At 68.7% G+C, this 15,311-nt stretch carries 17 protein-coding genes; all 17 read left to right on the top strand.

The window, feature by feature from the left end:
* A partial coding sequence (locus ON21_RS31725) for a class II glutamine amidotransferase (protein ID WP_063821168.1) occupies positions 1-737 on the top strand: 737 nt, incomplete at its 5' end.
* Positions 738-848: 111 nt separating this feature from the next.
* Complete coding sequence (locus ON21_RS31730) at positions 849-2,075, top strand: hypothetical protein (protein WP_039804207.1); 1,227 nt, start codon at positions 849-851, stop codon at positions 2,073-2,075.
* The gene (locus ON21_RS31735) at positions 2,063-2,818 is read left to right on the top strand and encodes a class II glutamine amidotransferase domain-containing protein (protein ID WP_039804209.1); all 756 of its coding nucleotides are present in this window, start codon (positions 2,063-2,065) and stop codon (positions 2,816-2,818) included. The genes ON21_RS31730 and ON21_RS31735 overlap by 13 nt, the downstream gene beginning before the upstream one ends.
* Before the next feature lie 68 nt (positions 2,819-2,886).
* On the top strand, positions 2,887-3,144 hold the full coding sequence (locus ON21_RS31740) for a hypothetical protein (protein WP_039804210.1): 258 nt from the start codon (positions 2,887-2,889) through the stop codon (positions 3,142-3,144).
* Positions 3,141-3,656 carry a hypothetical protein gene (locus ON21_RS31745; protein WP_039804212.1) on the top strand — a complete coding sequence of 172 codons (516 nt, stop codon included), beginning with the start codon at positions 3,141-3,143 and terminating at the stop codon, positions 3,654-3,656. Before ON21_RS31740 ends, ON21_RS31745 begins: the two co-directional genes overlap by 4 nt.
* Positions 3,657-3,658: 2 nt before the next feature.
* On the top strand, positions 3,659-4,135 hold the full coding sequence (locus ON21_RS31750) for a DUF3085 domain-containing protein (protein WP_051021550.1): 477 nt from the start codon (positions 3,659-3,661) through the stop codon (positions 4,133-4,135).
* A 5-nt stretch (positions 4,136-4,140) separates the two neighbouring features.
* The gene (locus tag ON21_RS31755; protein ID WP_157171083.1) at positions 4,141-4,644 is read left to right on the top strand and encodes a hypothetical protein; all 504 of its coding nucleotides are present in this window, start codon (positions 4,141-4,143) and stop codon (positions 4,642-4,644) included.
* Positions 4,641-4,850, top strand: a complete 210-nt coding sequence (locus ON21_RS31760) for a hypothetical protein (protein WP_157171084.1) — start codon at positions 4,641-4,643, stop codon at positions 4,848-4,850. Before ON21_RS31755 ends, ON21_RS31760 begins: the two co-directional genes overlap by 4 nt.
* A gap of 61 nt (positions 4,851-4,911) precedes the next feature.
* Positions 4,912-5,598, top strand: coding sequence for a cell envelope biogenesis protein OmpA (locus ON21_RS31765; protein WP_157171085.1), 687 nt, complete (start codon positions 4,912-4,914; stop codon positions 5,596-5,598).
* Positions 5,599-5,935: 337 nt separating this feature from the next.
* Positions 5,936-6,481 carry a hypothetical protein gene (locus ON21_RS31770; protein ID WP_039804217.1) on the top strand — a complete coding sequence of 182 codons (546 nt, stop codon included), beginning with the start codon at positions 5,936-5,938 and terminating at the stop codon, positions 6,479-6,481.
* A gap of 842 nt (positions 6,482-7,323) precedes the next feature.
* Positions 7,324-8,109 carry a DUF4192 family protein gene (locus ON21_RS31775; RefSeq protein ID WP_245562814.1) on the top strand — a complete coding sequence of 262 codons (786 nt, stop codon included), beginning with the start codon at positions 7,324-7,326 and terminating at the stop codon, positions 8,107-8,109.
* Between the two features lie 33 nt (positions 8,110-8,142).
* On the top strand, positions 8,143-9,075 hold the full coding sequence (gene dprA / locus ON21_RS31780; RefSeq protein ID WP_051021552.1) for a DNA-processing protein DprA: 933 nt from the start codon (positions 8,143-8,145) through the stop codon (positions 9,073-9,075).
* Positions 9,076-9,185: 110 nt separating this feature from the next.
* Positions 9,186-9,425 carry a hypothetical protein gene (locus ON21_RS31785; protein WP_039804221.1) on the top strand — a complete coding sequence of 80 codons (240 nt, stop codon included), beginning with the start codon at positions 9,186-9,188 and terminating at the stop codon, positions 9,423-9,425.
* Positions 9,426-9,541: 116 nt separating this feature from the next.
* Entirely contained in the window at positions 9,542-11,212 is a 1,671-nt protein-coding gene (locus ON21_RS39390; RefSeq protein ID WP_169332756.1) for a ParB/RepB/Spo0J family partition protein, read from the top strand.
* 127 nt (positions 11,213-11,339) lie between these two features.
* Entirely contained in the window at positions 11,340-11,870 is a 531-nt protein-coding gene (locus ON21_RS31795; RefSeq protein ID WP_039804233.1) for a single-stranded DNA-binding protein, read from the top strand.
* Between the two features lie 339 nt (positions 11,871-12,209).
* Positions 12,210-13,733 (top strand): hypothetical protein, encoded by a 1,524-nt coding sequence (locus ON21_RS31800; protein ID WP_039804224.1) that lies wholly within the window; start codon positions 12,210-12,212, stop codon positions 13,731-13,733.
* A gap of 964 nt (positions 13,734-14,697) precedes the next feature.
* Positions 14,698-15,270, top strand: coding sequence for a tyrosine-type recombinase/integrase (locus tag ON21_RS40865; RefSeq protein WP_306307728.1), 573 nt, complete (start codon positions 14,698-14,700; stop codon positions 15,268-15,270).
* The last annotated feature ends 41 nt before the right edge of the window (positions 15,271-15,311 follow it).

Genomic DNA, 15,311 nt, shown 5'->3' on the forward strand with positions numbered 1-15,311 from the left:
TGGCCTACGGTGCGCAAGCCAACCCGCACGGCCACGGGTTCGCGATCGTCACCGACCACCGGATCCTGGTCGGGCGCGGGATGAACGCCGAGCGCGTGATCACCGAGTTCATCAAAGCCCGCGCCGCGCGTCCGGCCGGTCCAGCGTTGTTCCATTCCCGCTACGCCACCCACGGCAGCATCGGCATCCACAACTGTCACCCCTTCCGGCTCGGTGGCGACGCCCGAACCGTGCTGGCGCACAACGGAACGCTGCCCAAACGCGTGCACCCCGGACCTTACGACCCGCGCTCGGACACCCGCATCGCAGCGGAGGAGTACCTGCCCACAGCGCCGTTCGGGTCGATCGACACCCATCGCGGCGCGCGGGGGCTGGCGTCGTGGCTGGGGTCGAGCAAACTGCTGATCCTCACCGTCGACCCGGCCTACCAGCACCACGCTTACCTGTTCGGCCACCACCACGGGTACTGGCAAGACGAAGTCTGGTACTCCAACAACAGCTACCTGCCCTTGGCGCTGCGCTGGCCGAAGCGACGCCGGTACCTGTGTGGGTACTGCCAGAAATTGGACCTGCACCGCGCCAGCCGCTACTGCGGTGACTGCGGCTGGTGCTTCAACTGCGAAACCGCCTTCCCCGACTGCACCTGCCACACCACACCCACCGCTTGCGGTCATCGGAAGCTGTGCGCGATGCCCTCGGCGCATCACCATCCCCACCAGCAAGCCAGCGCCCCCTGAACCCCTAGCGCGCCACCACGGCCTGCCGCCCATTCACAACCCCGCACACCGCCTGCTTCTCGGGCCGGGTGCGGGGTTCTTTCCATCCCACGAGAAGGGACCTGATTCGTCATGCCCGCCTCCACACTCCCCGACGCGTCGTGCGAGGAATGCTCCAGCCCGGTCAGCGGCGAGGACCTGATCACCACTGTCGACGGCGATCGGGTGTGCCCGGGTTGCGCGGACGGGCTGTCGCGCTGCGACAACTGCGCCGGCCACGCCCGCGCCGACACCCTGGCCCGCACCCTCGATGACACCCTGCTGTGCCGGGAATGCCTGACCGGCTGGCAGCGGTGCGGAGAGTGCGACACCTACACCCGCGACATCCGCAGCGTCGTCGGCACCAGCACAGAAGTCTGCGCCGAGTGCGCGTCCGGTTACGAGAGCTGCCACGCCTGCGGCAGCCTCGCCCAGGATGTCTATTCCGTCGACGGCGGCAACCGGGTGTGTGAGCGGTGCGCGGACGAGGACTACCACCAATGCTGCGAATGCTTCACCCTCGTCCCACTCGACACCACCTACTGCGACAACTGCTTCGACACCTACTCCCCCACCCATCACGCCGTCCACGACTCCTACTACACCCCCGCACTGCGTTTCCACGGTGACGGCCCGCTGTTCCTCGGGATGGAACTGGAGATCAAAACCCCCGACCGCAGCTACCGCGACGCGGTCGACACCGCCGTAGCGCACGTCCGGGATCTGGCATATCTGAAGGAAGACGGCTCGATCTCCTGCGGATTCGAACTCGTCACCCACCCCATGTCGTATAAGTTTGCGCTGCAACGGTTTCCGTGGCAGCTACTGGGTCGGCTGCGGTTGCTGGGCTGCTACACCGACGACGGCGTCGGCATCCACGTCCACCTCTCCCGCGCCGGGTTCACCAACCCCGCCCACGCCTACCGCTGGCTCAAATTCGTCTACCGCAACGAACACTCCGTCACCACCCTGGCGCGCCGACGGGACTCGGAATGGGCACGATTCTCCTCCCACCAGCGGTCCAACGCACAGGAGTACGCCAAGGGCAGCACCGACGGCTACGGCCGCTACCAAGCCATCAACGTCTGCCCCGAAAACACCTTCGAGCTACGGGTCTTCGCCAGCTCCCTGCACCCCCAGCAAGTCCAAGCCGCCCTCGCCTTCGCCGCGGCGTCAGTCGAATACACCCGCGGCCTGTCGGCGGCCGATATCGCACGCCGACGCGGCTGGGAATGGACCGCCTTCACCACCTGGGTGCGCTCCCGGCCCGACTACTCCCCGCTGCTGGCCGAAATGGAGGCCCTCGCATGTGCATCCTAGTTTTTCTCAAACCCGGTATCAGCCCCGACCTCGACGCTCTGACCAGTGGGGCGTTGGCCAACCCGCACGGCCACGGCTACGCCGTGCTCACCGACACCGGCATCCTCGTCGGCCGCGGCATGCACGCCGAGGAAGTGATCACCGAGTTCGCCACCGTGCGGGAGCGTCATCCTGACGGGGCGGCGTTGTTCCATTCCCGGCTGGCCACCCACGGCCACCTCACGGTGGACAACTGTCATCCCTTCCTCGTCGGCGGTGACGAGCGAACCGTGCTCGCGCACAACGGGATCCTGCCCGACAACGTCCACCCCGCGAAGGGCGACAGTCGAAGCGACACCCGCATCGCCGCCGAGGACTTCCTGCCGAGCATGCCGTTCGGGCCACTGGACTCCTGGTCCGGGCGGGAGCGACTGGAGCGGTGGCTGGGCGGCGACAAGATGGTGATCTTGACCGTCGACCCCGCCTACAAGCACTCCGCCTACATCTTCAACGAGCGCTACGGGCACTGGGACGGCGGAATCTGGTACTCCAACCGCACCTACCTGCCACACACCTGGGGCTACAGCGCCGCCGTGGACTGGGAGTGCCTGGGCTGCGGCGAATTCGATCCCGAACAGCCCGGCCCGCACTGCACCGCCTGCGGATTCTGCGCCGAATGCCTGCGCCCGTTCCCCCGCTGCGACTGCCCGAGCTTCGACGGTCTGGACCGCTACGCCGACCTCACCGAACTCGAAACCGCCTGACCACACACGTCACGGCTAGTCGCCGACCTTCGGCCTCAACATCCCTTTCGAGAAAGGCGGATCTTTCCGTGCCCTACTACCCAAATCTGGCCACGATCCTCATCCGGCTGCACGACGTCGACGGCCACAGCGTCATCGCCAGCACCGACAGCCACCACGTGCGGCTGCTGCTGCGCGACCGCGACAATCCCGACACCGACTGGCGCTACGCCGACCTGAGCCCGAACGCCTGCGACATCCTCGCCACAGCGCTGGCCACTCGCTCCCGGCCCGGCCCGGCTCGCCGAGCCACGTGGTGGCGCCGTCTGCGGGGCGGTCGCCGATGAGCGACCACCACACCCCGCCAGCACCGATCGCTGAGGCATCCGAGCAGCAGTTCCTTCGCCTGGTCCTCGCGCGCATCGACGCCGGGTTCGACGACGAGGCCGACCTCGACGACCTCGGTGCCGCCCGCGACATGCTGCGCCGACGTCTCGCCAGCACCGCGGCCTCCGGGGACAGCGAGGGTGGTGATCCGGTAGTCGCGCTCCTCGCGACCGAACTGCATCGGCTCCGCCGCACCCGGAGCGAGGGTGGTGATCCGGTGGTCGCGCTCCTCGCGACCGAACTGCATCGGCTCCGCCGCGCCCGGATGGCGGCCACGGTGATCACCCGCGCCGGCCACGTCCACGACCACGTCCGCATCCAGGCGGTGCACCGCCACCACACCGTGCTCACCCGCGCCGGCGAGCAGGCCGGGGTGCTGCTGCCGTTGAGGTTCATCGAATCCGTCCGCGCACTCGGCGGCGGGACACCCGAAGCGGTGTCCACCGAGTTCTCCCACCGAAAGGAGTGCTGAACATGGCTGCGGTCGTGCTGTGGTTCCCGCTGTCGAAGGTGATCGACCTGGCCGAGCACGCGATGGCCGCTTCGCAGCATTCCCGCTGTCCGTATGCCGATCCCGGCCCAGCGGTGCCGTCGCTGATCTGGGTCAAAGACCACGGCATCTACCTGATGAGCAACGGCATCCCCCACCAGCCCGGCGAACCCGACAGCCCCGACTACCAAGCGCACGTCGTCTATGCCCTCGACCACGGCCCCGAAACCCACTGGATCCACGGCGACCCGCTCGGTGACGACTTCGTCGAATACCTCGATCTCACCGAGAACTTCGACGGCCACACGCTCATCGAGCTGATCCGCGCCTACGCCGCGGTGAACGGGTGGCTGTCCATCACCGTCTCAACCAGCAGCTTCGCCATGAGGTTCAGCCCAACCGCCTCCACCCCCACGCCATCTTCCGGCGCCGACCAGAACCCGCCCCAGGGCGAGGGGTGATCGCGGTGGGGATCGACTCCAGCCGCTACCTCGCCCGCCTGCAGACCGATCCTCGATACCGCTCGGTCCTGCCCGACCTCGCCCCCACCGCACAGGTGCTCGTCGTGGGCTATCACGCCGCGTTCTCCACCCAACCCCGGCCGGGCGCCTCGATCGGCGTGTTCCCCGGCGTGGACCCTGTCGCGGCCGGGGTAGGGGCGCCAACAGCGGTCGTGATGGCGTTAGTACGCATCGAATACGCAACCCACGTCACCGTCGATGAGGACGGCGGCAGCGGAGACATCTGGCAGCGACAGCTGTTCGACCGGTTGCCGAGCGGCTACGGGTGGAGGCTGCTGCCCGCCCAGCTCGATGAGCGCAGCCGGTGGGTGATCGCGCGCGGCAACCTCGCTGCCAGCGGCCTCCAGGCATTACTGCCACGGTCGGTCAGCACCCAGGTGCCCGGCTCGCCCGTCGCGGTCGCGCTGCACGACCTCGACCCCCACACCGGTCGCCGCTGGCCGTGGTGATCACCAACGCCACCGAACTGGCGACCTGGATCGAAACCAACCTCCCCCATCGCGACCCCGACCGGTTCGAACCCTGGATCGCCGAACCACCCGTTCCGGGTGCGTTGCGCGCGGTGATCGAAATCCGCATCCATGCCCCCCGGACCGCCGAGCGGGTGATCCGTCTCGAGGTCTCGGCCGCACCGATCCAGCCCACCGAGTCCTGACACTCCGCCCGTCTGCCACTGCAGGCGGGCCCATCCTCCGAGCGATTCGAGGTGATCGTCGTTGACTGAACCCGTAGTACCAGTACCGGAGCGGCCGCCGATCCCTGGGCGGTTGGCGCACGCACCGCTGGCGCAGGGACTAGTGGTCCCGCACATCACCCTCGCCCACCGCGACCGCACCCGCCCGGTCTGGGGCAAAATCGACCACCGACGACTACAAGAGACGCTGTCACGCAGGCTGTGCCAGGTCTGCGGGCAGCCCCTGGATGACCGGGTCATGCTCTACCTCCGCCCCGCCGACCACCTGCGCGGAGTCGCACCGGAACCGGGCGTGCATCCAGAATGCGGGCACTACTCCCGCAAGGCGTGCCCCATGCTGGCGGGACGACAGACCCGCTACAACCCGCACCCACCCGAGAAGTTCGCCCGCTGCGACGACCCGGCCTGTCCCTGTCGGCGATGGCAGCCGAACGAGCGGGATCCCCGGGAGGCGCCGCGCGAAGGCCAGCCCGCCGACGCCTGGTACGAGGTGTGGATCCCGATCTCGGACTACACCACCGTCCACGACCCCGGCACCGCCACCACACCACCCATCACCGGTATCAAGCTGCGTGGCGCGAAACTGCTGAAGATCCGGAGGGTCCGCGACGCCGCACCCGCCACCGCCGGGACGTCTCACCCGGTCGACCTGCTGCGCGCTCTTCTCGCGTTCGCAGCCATGTTCGGCTACGGGGGACTGCGGCTGTGACACCCCACCGGCAGGACGCTCGCCCGCATCGGCGCACTGCCGCGCACGCCCGAAGATCGGTGCAGCCCGGTTGCGAGAAAAGTCCCGGTGTCGTGTGACCAGCTCGTCTCCCGCCACACCGAATCGCTGCCCGGACGCTCAGCGCACCGAAGCCCCGTCGCCGTCCTGTAGGACGCCCGGCGCACCCGGCGCGGTCGCGGTGCGCGACCTCGACCCGCACATCGGCCGCGGCTGCCCGTGGTGATCACCAGCGCCGCTGAGCTGGTGGCCCGCATCACGCGAGTCCCGGGGTCCACCTCCACATTTCGTCGATCTCTTGCGGAAGGTGCTTTTCGCTATGGGCCAGTTCTTCAGAGCAGTCCTGCTCGCCGATGACGCCGATGACATCGTCGGCTATATCGACCCGTGGGACTACCACATGAGCATCAAGCTCATGGAGCATTCGTGGATCGGCGACGAATTCGTTGAGGCAGTTGAACGGTTGCTGACCGAACCAACCCGAGTGGTGTGGGCCGGTCACTATGCCGACATCGAGCCTGGTGGCATCAAACCGGAAAACCTCTATGACCGTGCAGACTCCGCAACCAAGGCCACGGTCCCGGACTCGGCCGTCATCGGCCGCTATGTCATCAACCATGACAAGCGGGTCTACGTGGACAAGGCCATCGTCCCGGCCAACGACGTCGGCCTCCGCATGCATCCGCTTCCGATCCTGACAGCGGAGGGCAATGGGCGAGGAGGTGGCGACCTCCACCCGCAGTACACGACCGGCGATCTCGGATTCGAGGCAGTGGGATCGTGGGCTCGTGACCGCATCACCGTCGGAAACGCCGTCCCCGATGGCTACGGGCAGCTGCATTTCGACCTGATCGAACACTGTTAGCAGGCGCTGTTCGTCAACTCCCGTGTCACTGTGCCCGCCCGGCTGAAACAGCGTTGTGAATAGCACCGATGTATCGGATCGCCAGCACCGACGGTCAGACCGAACAAACCGCGGAAACGGCGGGCGCCGCCAGCGTGGGCCTCGTCGACAGTGTGATCCTCACCGAGATCCTCAGCACGAGGGTCGAGGCGTCCATGGACCCCTTGGTAGATGATCCGGTCGTTCTGCCTGCGGTAGCCATGTTGACGAACAGGGGAGGGTTCACCGGCAGAAGACGTACGGTGTGGCCGCCCGCATACCCCGCTTGTCGTGCGCGTTTGAATAGGCCATCTCCTCTGGCTCGAAGGGGCGGCGGGGCTAGTCTGCCTACAGGGGTTCGGACTTCCACGGGGGACAGTCACTTTCGCGTTTCCTGTTGATCGAAGCCCGATGCTGCCCGCGCCGAGCTGTCGCCCGCTGCTGTATCCGGCGCTGAGGCGCGATGGTGGATGCGCCCGTCCCCCTCCAGGGCGCATCCACCGTCCCCGCCCTACGCCCTCTGGTGATTCCGCCACCGTCGCGGCCCGCGCCGTTCGGCGCGCGTGTCTTTCCTGCTGTGTCTCACCCGCTGTGGGTGAGGCGCGCTCCTCCTGGTGATCGAGGAGGTTTGTCGTGTCATTCGTTGATGATCCCGGCCGGTTCGTCGCCGAGTCGTTGGCCCGGTTGCCGGAGCCGCCACACCGGTCCCTGGTGGTGATGACCTTGCGCGAACCGGCATCCGACGCGGCCGGGTATATCAGAGTGGAACGCTTCCGCCACGAAGACCTGGCCCGGACCCGCCATTACCTGGCCACAGCCCGATCCTGGCCCACACCCGCCGTTGGTGCGCGCAGTATCGCCCGGACGCCGTCACCGTGGTCGTGGTCGACGACCCAACCCCCGGCACACCGTTTCCCCGTGACGAGCACCGCGCACTGGTGGCCCGGTTCCGCGATCAACTCACCGAACTGGGTGTCGGGAGGTTCGCGGCGTGGTCGGTCACCGGCCGCGACCCGGGCCACCCGTGGGCGAGTCTGTTCGGCAGCGAGCACGGTCTGCTGCCCTACGCCGCGCCGCGCGGCCACAGCGCCGCCGACCTTCCACCCGACCTGGTCCCGGATGCCGGTCTGGCTGCCGAGGTCGCGGCGCTCGTGACGGTGCGTGGCGGTGACCGTGAGCTGTCGCGGGAACGACTGCGGCTGGCCTTGATGCAGGTCGAGGCGGTCCGGGACGAGGGTGTGCTGTCGGCTGCGGAGATCGCCGAGCTCGCCGACGCACTCACCGACGGGCTGGTCCGCGACAGCCTGTATGCCTTCGCCGCCGGCGCGAAAGGACCACGCGGACACCGGTTGTGGGCGCTGCTGGTGCGGGCGCTGCCCGCACCACACCGCACCGCGGCGGCAATGCTGTGCGCGGTCACCGCCTACGTCCATGGCGAGCGTGACCGCGCCCGTGCGGCGATCGGCGTCGCGGTCGCCGACGACCCCGACAACCCGACGGTGCAGGCGATGGCCGCCGGAATCCATCGCACCATCCCGATCTCGATCTTCCGCGCCGCGCTCAGTGCCGGACGCGCAGGCGCCGCTCAACTCGGCATCGACATCGACTGAACCCCGCACCCGCACCGACCCTGTGGAGGTCTCATGATTCCCGCATCGCCCTCCCCCTCGCGCCGGCTGGCGTGGGCGATCCTCGCCCGCGCGGCGCTGACTGCCGCGCCGGTCGTGCGTGAGCTGATGCACGCCCTCGGCGTCGAGGAGGCCGCCGCCCGGCTCACCACCGGGCAGGATGCGGTGGCCGATCTTCCGCGGGATCTGCGCGGGTTGGCCGCGCGGGATCTCGACCGCGCCGAGGCGCTCGACATTCGCCTGCTCACCCGCGACGACGCCGAGTGGCCGCAGGGGCCGGGACTGTCCGACCTCGACGCACCCGGCATCACCGACGGCAGTCCGGTGGCATTGTGGGTGCGTGGGACGCCGCGACTGATTCCGCTGTCGCAGTTCACCGTCGCGGTCGTCGGCGCCCGCGCCGCCTCCGAGTACGGGGTACATGTCACCCACGACCTCGCCGGTGATCTGGCCGAGCGTGGTTGGACGGTCATCAGCGGAGGCGCGTTCGGGATCGACGCCGCCGCCCATCGCGCAGCGCTCAACCGTGGGGGCCGCACGATCGCCGTCGTCGCGACCGGGTTGGGGCGCGCCTACCCGGCCGCGCATCGCGAGCTGTTCGACCGGATCGCCCAGACCGGGTTGCTCCTCTCGGAGTACCCGCCCGATACCCCGGCGGCCAAACACCAATTCCTGCAGCGCAACCGGCTCGTCGCCGCGCTGTCGAGCGCGTTCGTCATTCCGGAATGCGCGCTTCGGGGCGGCACCCGCAACACCGCCAACTGGGCGCGCCAGCTCAACCTCCCGGTGCTCGCAGTTCCGGGGCCGATCTATTCGGCGGCCTCGCGGGGCTGTCACGAGCTGATCCGCGCCGGGCACGCGCGCCTGGTCACCGATGCCCAACAGGTCATCGACAACATCACATCGGCCCCCGTCCCGACGCACCGGGCCGACCAGCACACCGCATGACCGTCTCGCGCTCCTCCGCTCGTCTGACAGCCCACTCGTCGTAGTTCTCCCCTGCTTCAAACCCACTCTGGCGGCAATCGTCCGTCGGCCGATTCATAGGAGGTTGCTTCATGTCCGCGTCCACCGTTGCTGTGCAGCCCCTGACTCGTGGCGAGTTCGAGCGTCTCGAGCACCTGGGCTACGCCGGAGCCACGCCCGACATCGTTGATTCGGCGGTGCTGGATCGCTGGCGCGGCGACTACCCCGCCTGGCGGGGCCGCTACTGGGCGTTCCTCGACGACGGCGAGCGCGGTCTGCTGCGACTGCGCCCGATCAACGTCGCTCGCCACAGCGCCCAACGAGCCGCCTGACCTCTCCTCCGCCCTAGGCGCACGCCCGTCCTGTCATTCCCGTATCCGTCTTCCGGCGCGGCGGCCTCACCTGTGACTGGTGGGGTCGCCGCGCCGCTCGTCGTCAAGGAGCCGTGTTGACTACTTCCACCCTGACCGCCGTTGCCGACCCAGCCGCCCATCCCGATCCTGGCACCGACCCGGTGGCTGCCGAACAGACCGCTGCTGTGGTCGAGGATTCGACCGTCATCGAGGAGCCCGTGGGGCTCGATGCGGCCGTGGCCAAGGCGGAGTATCTGGATCCGGCCGAGTTGGTGATCGCCGAAAACGTCCGCAAGAGTTTCGATCTCACCGCGCACCCGGAAGAAGCGGCGTCGATTCGCGAATTCGGTGTCGGCAACCCGATCCGCGCCGAACGCGAGCCCGACGGCTCCGTGCATGTCGTCGACGGGCAGATCCGCACGCTGATCGCCCGCGAGGTCGGTTTGGCGCGGGTCCCGGTGTGGGTCACCGACGCCCCCACCGACATCGACCCGAAGGAGCGGCGGATCGCGCGGACGTTGACACAGATCAACCTCAACGACCGCCGCGTCCCGCTCACCGAAGCCGACCGCGCCACCGGCATCGCGTTGATGCTCGATCTGGGGGCCTCCGCCACCCGCGTGGCGAAAGGGTTGCAGCGCAAGCGGTCGGAGATCCAGAAGACCGCCGCGGTCGGCGGCTCCGACACCGCCAAACGACTGCTGGAACAGCGCCAGTACACCCTCGATGAGCTCGCGGTGATCGCCCACTACGACAACCTCGGCGACACCGACGCGGTGCAGCGGCTGGCGACAGCGGGCCGGTGGAGCTTCGCCGCCACCGCCAAACGGATCGAGCACGACCGCGCCGAAACCCGCGGGCGCCTGCAGGAATCGCTGCTCTACGGCGCGTACGGGTTCGGGATCCTCGCCACCGAACCCGACACCAGCGAGCCGGACGCGGCCTACATCCCGGCCAGCGAGCTGGTCACCGCCGATGGTCAGCCGGTCAGCGAGGAACAGATCTACACCGACCCTGCCCGCTGGGTGGTGTACCTCGAGGTGCAGGAGAACGGGCTGCTGGTGGACAAGGACACCGGCGCGATCATCGACCCCGACGCCGTCGACTGGAGCACCCGCGGTGATCTGTCCGCCGAGCCCGCCGACGGGCGGGTGCACGCCGAGCAGGTTCAGTGGCGCGACCGCTGGATCCCTACCTACTTCCTGCCCGCCAGCGCCTTGGCCGACAGCGGCCTGCAACAGATCGTCCCCGATACCGGTGACGGCTCCGAAGAAGCTGCCGCGAAGGCGGCGGCCGAGCGGGAGCAGGCGCGCCAGGACCGGCGGCGGGTGATCGAGCTGAACAAGCGCGGGGATGCGGCGAACGCGCGGCGGCAGGAGTTCTTGCCGCGCCTGCTGGCCGGGCGCACCCCGCCGAGGCAGGCGGCGGCGTTCGTCGCCGAATCCATCGCCTGCACCCTCGATCCGAGCGTGTTGCAGAAGGTGACCAAACTGCTCGGCGTCGGCGGCTCCACCCAGCAACTGGTCGCCGCGATTCAGGCCGCGTCGCCGTCGCGGGCGTGGATGATCGTGCTCGCTATGCAGGTCGCTGCCGCCGAGGTGCCGATCGGCAAGAGCTTCTGGCGCGACAGTTCCGCGGCCACGAAACGGTATCTGCATTTCCTCGCCGACGCGACCGCGGGAACCGAGCTGGACTTCGCGCTGGTCGATGTCGAACAGGCCGCCGCCGGGGACATCGACTACCACGACATCGACCTCGCCTCCTGACATCCCTGCCGCTGTTTCCGGGGTGACGCGATCCGGCTGCTGGGCTGCCGCCGAGGGGCCACAGCTCGGTGGCAGCACGATCACCGACCCATCCCCGCCCGTCCACATCTTGTGAAGGAGCATGCTCATGGCCGGAGACACCGTGCTGACTGTGATCGGGAATCTGACCGCCGATCCGGAGTTGAGGTTCACCCCCGCCGGTCACGCGGTCGCGAACTTCACCGTCGCCTCCACCCCGCGGTATTTCGACCGCAACGCCAACGAGTGGAAAGACGGCGAGGCGCTGTTCATGCCGTGCAGCATCTGGCGTGAGGCCGCAGAGAACGTTGCCGAGTCGCTGACCAGGGGTGCGCGCGTGATCGTGTCCGGCCGGTTGAGGCAGCGCAGGTGGCAGACCCCCGAAGGCGACAAACGCAGCCGAGTGGAACTCGAGGTCGAGGAGATCGGGCCATCGCTGCGGTTCGCCACCGCGAAAGTCCACCGCACCCGCCGCGGCGGCGACACCGCAGGCTTCGGCGAGCAGCGTGACCGCTCCCGCGAGCTGGTCGGTGCCGCAGCCTCCACCGGCAGTGGTGGTGGTGATGCGTGGTCGTCGGACCCGTGGGCGGTCAGTGCGGGCTCGTTCGGCGGGGGATCCGGGGACGAAGCGTCGTTCTGACGGCCTGAGGGAAGGTCGGGAGGCCGGGGTGTTCGTCTGCTCGGGCACCCCGCCTTCCTGAAGGCTACCAGGGTGGCGCTCGCCGCGGCTGCGGGCCCGCGCCCGGATCGTGAACGAATTCCCCACTCGCGCGGCGTCCGCCGACCACCCTCCGGTGACGCGGTTGTGCGCAGGGGAATTCGCTCCCGCCCGCTGATGGCGCGTTCCCTCCGCCGCGTCGCTCCCCACCCTGGCCGATCGCCCTCAGGCGGGTCACCCGACCAGCCGCCCACCCCTCGTGTCGCAGAAGGCGCGCGTCGCGGGGTGGGCCCGTTCCCTTCGCGAGACAGGACATTCGTCATGACCGAACGCAGTGCCTTCCTCGACGCCATCGCCCACATCGACTACCTGTTCACCACCGACCCGCGCGCAGTCCGCCGCGCGTTCCCCGTCGCGCTCGAACTGGCGACACCCGAGGACCGCGCGTTCCTCACCTGCCTGGCCGACACCTTCACCCGCTACGACTTCCCCACCGCGCATCGTCGCCTCGACGCCCTGTGGAAATCCCAGCCCGAGCACCGCGACCGCATCCGCGTCTGCGCCCCCGACACCGACCCCGGCCTGCACCACCGCGACCTCCCCGAGGTCTTCGAAGTCTCCCTCGCCGCCGCCGAGCTGCCACCCATGCCGGTGCGCGACCGCTACCGGCCCCTGAACACCCACGCCACGCCGACCCGGCGGGTCGACGCCGTACGCCTCGACCCCGCCCGCATCGCCGCACGCGCAGCCGCGCGCACTGTCCTCGTCGGTGACCACCGAGGCCCCGTCCGCACCCGCGCCCGCCTCCGTGACGCGCTCGTCACCGACTACGCCCACACCCTGCTGTTCACCGACCCTGGTGCGATCGACCCCGACGACCCGCTCGCTACCGCTCCAGTCGAGCCCGTCGATCCCGACACGCGTGTCCGCTACCCCGACCAGCCGCGCGACGCCGAAGAAGCCGCGCACATGTGGGACTGCGCCTACCTCGCCTACGTCGCCGGACAATACGATGACGAGCTGCGCGCTGCCTGGGACGAACAACGGTTCCGCGCGGCCGAACACAGCGACCGCGCCGACTCCGATGCCTCCCTGGCACAGCTGGCTCGTGACTACCTCGACGCCGCCGACTCGAGCGAGGACGAGCCGCGGCGTTCCGCGCCGCGCGGGCCGCGGCGGCGGCGTAGCCGCATCAGCGAGGAGGAACGCTTCGCCTTCGCCGCCGCCCGCACCACGCTGCGGGTGCGCGACGATGTCCGGCCCGAAATCCCTGAGGAGGGAAATGGATTGGACTACGACCACGCCGCGATGGTCGCGGTCACCGGCTGGCGGTGCGTGTCCTGCTTCATCGAACGCGCCATGACCGACCAACGCCCCATCCACACCCGCGACGGCAGCCTCGTCTCCGACGACGGGCTGTGCGACCTCTGCCGCTCAGACGACCAGCCCGGCATCCCGCCGCTGCCACAGAAGTTCACCCTCGAACAATTCGTACTCTCCCGATGCGAATTCCTCGCCGCCGCCTACCCACGCGCCGCGCACGCCATCCTCACCGAGGTCTGGCACCGCGCCGCACCACACCCGATCTGCCGGATCATCACCCGCTTCCTCCACCAGCACCCAGAGCTGGCCCCCGGCTCCGCGCCCACGCCCGCTCCGTTGCGGCGGACCGCCGCAGGACCGGCGCGCCGCACCGCACGGCGGCGGCCACAGTTGGGTGCCGACCAGCGCCACGGCCGCTGCGACGGCTGCACCCACCACACGGTCATCCACACCGACGGCTACTGCACCACCTGCCGCATCCAACTCGGCATCACCCCACACCGGGCCGCGCGCGCAGCCTGAGCCCCCTCCCGACGCCGGTCCGCCGCGGTGACCACTCCTGCGGCGGACCGGTCACCACCATGCGCTCTCTCCCACCTTCCCCTCACCTGCGCGCACCATCACCTCACCTTCGCCACCTCAGCCATCTCCTCCCCTTCCGCACACCCGCACTCAACTCACCCTCTACACTTCCCACCACCCCTCCACCCCCTCTTTCACCCTCATTTCTCAAGCAAACCTCTTGCATCTAGGATAACAACTTGGACTATCAACGGTAACGCGACCGTTATCTGATGCCGCTGGTGGACTTTTGGCGCTCGGGTACTGCGACACACCGGGGCTGACCGTGAGGTCGTTGACCGGCGCGGATCGCTGGCTACGGTGAGGCGACAAAGTCGCTTTTCCGTTGACGAATCTGGAGCGGAGTTGGCCAAGATCCCTGGTTCTGCGGGGCTGGTTCTCGTCGAGGGCGTGCGCCATCTGGACGAACCGGCGGCGGTGTTCGAGGGCATGCTGACGGGCTGGGCGAACCAGCAGAAGTCGCGAATGCTGGCGCCGTCGACGATCGAGCCGCGGCTGTCGCTGCTACGCAGATTCGCGGAATTCACTGCCTCCTACCCGTGGTCGTGGACGGCGTCGGATGTCGAGGACTTCACCGTTTCGCTGACGGGTGAGACGGGTGGGCGGCTCGCGCCGGCCACGATCCGTGGCTATCACCTGGTGCTGCGGATGTTCTGTGATTACCTCACCGATCCGCGCTATGAGTGGTTGCGGCAATGCCGCGACCGCTTCGGGCAGGTGCCCGAGCAGATCTGTCATGAGTGGAACACCGTCGCCCACCTGGTCGACTACGAAGGCCGTCCCGGTCGCCGCCCCTTCTCCTACGACGAGTTGCAGGGGCTGTTCGACTACCTCGACGAACGTGTCGAGCGCATCGCGACATCCGGCCGTAAGGGCGCGTTGGCTGCCCTGCGCGACGCACAGATTGATCAAGACCTGCTACGCCTATGGTCTGCGCCGCACCGAACTCTGTCGCTTGGAGCTGGTCGACTTACGGCCGAATCCGCATATGCCGCAATGGGGCGCCTACGGGTCGCTGCACGTGCGCTACGGGAAGGCGACCCGCGGCAGCACGCCGCGGCGGCGGACCGTGCTGACGGTGCCGGAGTTCGACTGGGTCGTGGCCGGGATGCGGCAATGGGTCGAGCAGGCCCGTCCGATTCTCAATGCCGCCGACCATCCGGCGCTGTGGGTGACCGAACGCCTCACCCGGGTCGACGGCTGTTTTCTGGAGAAGCGGTTCTCCCGCATCCGCGCCGGGGCGGGGCTGGCGCCGGAGCTGACGCTGCATTGCCTGCGCCATTCCTACGTCACGCATCTGATCGAGTTCGGCTACACGGAACGGTTCGTCCAGGAACAGGTCGGCCACCACTTCGCGTCGACGACGGCGATCTACACCTCGGTCAGCAACGACTTCAAAAAGCAGACTCTGCGAGCAGCGCTGCACCGCGTCTACACCCGCAACCCCGCACCAACGACACCCCAGGAGGTCCGGTGAGCAGTCGGCGCATGGCGATGAGCTGGCATCTTCGCCAAGTG

The sequence above is a fragment of the Nocardia araoensis NBRC 100135 genome (assembly GCF_000308435.1).
Taxonomy (GTDB): domain Bacteria; phylum Actinomycetota; class Actinomycetes; order Mycobacteriales; family Mycobacteriaceae; genus Nocardia; species Nocardia araoensis.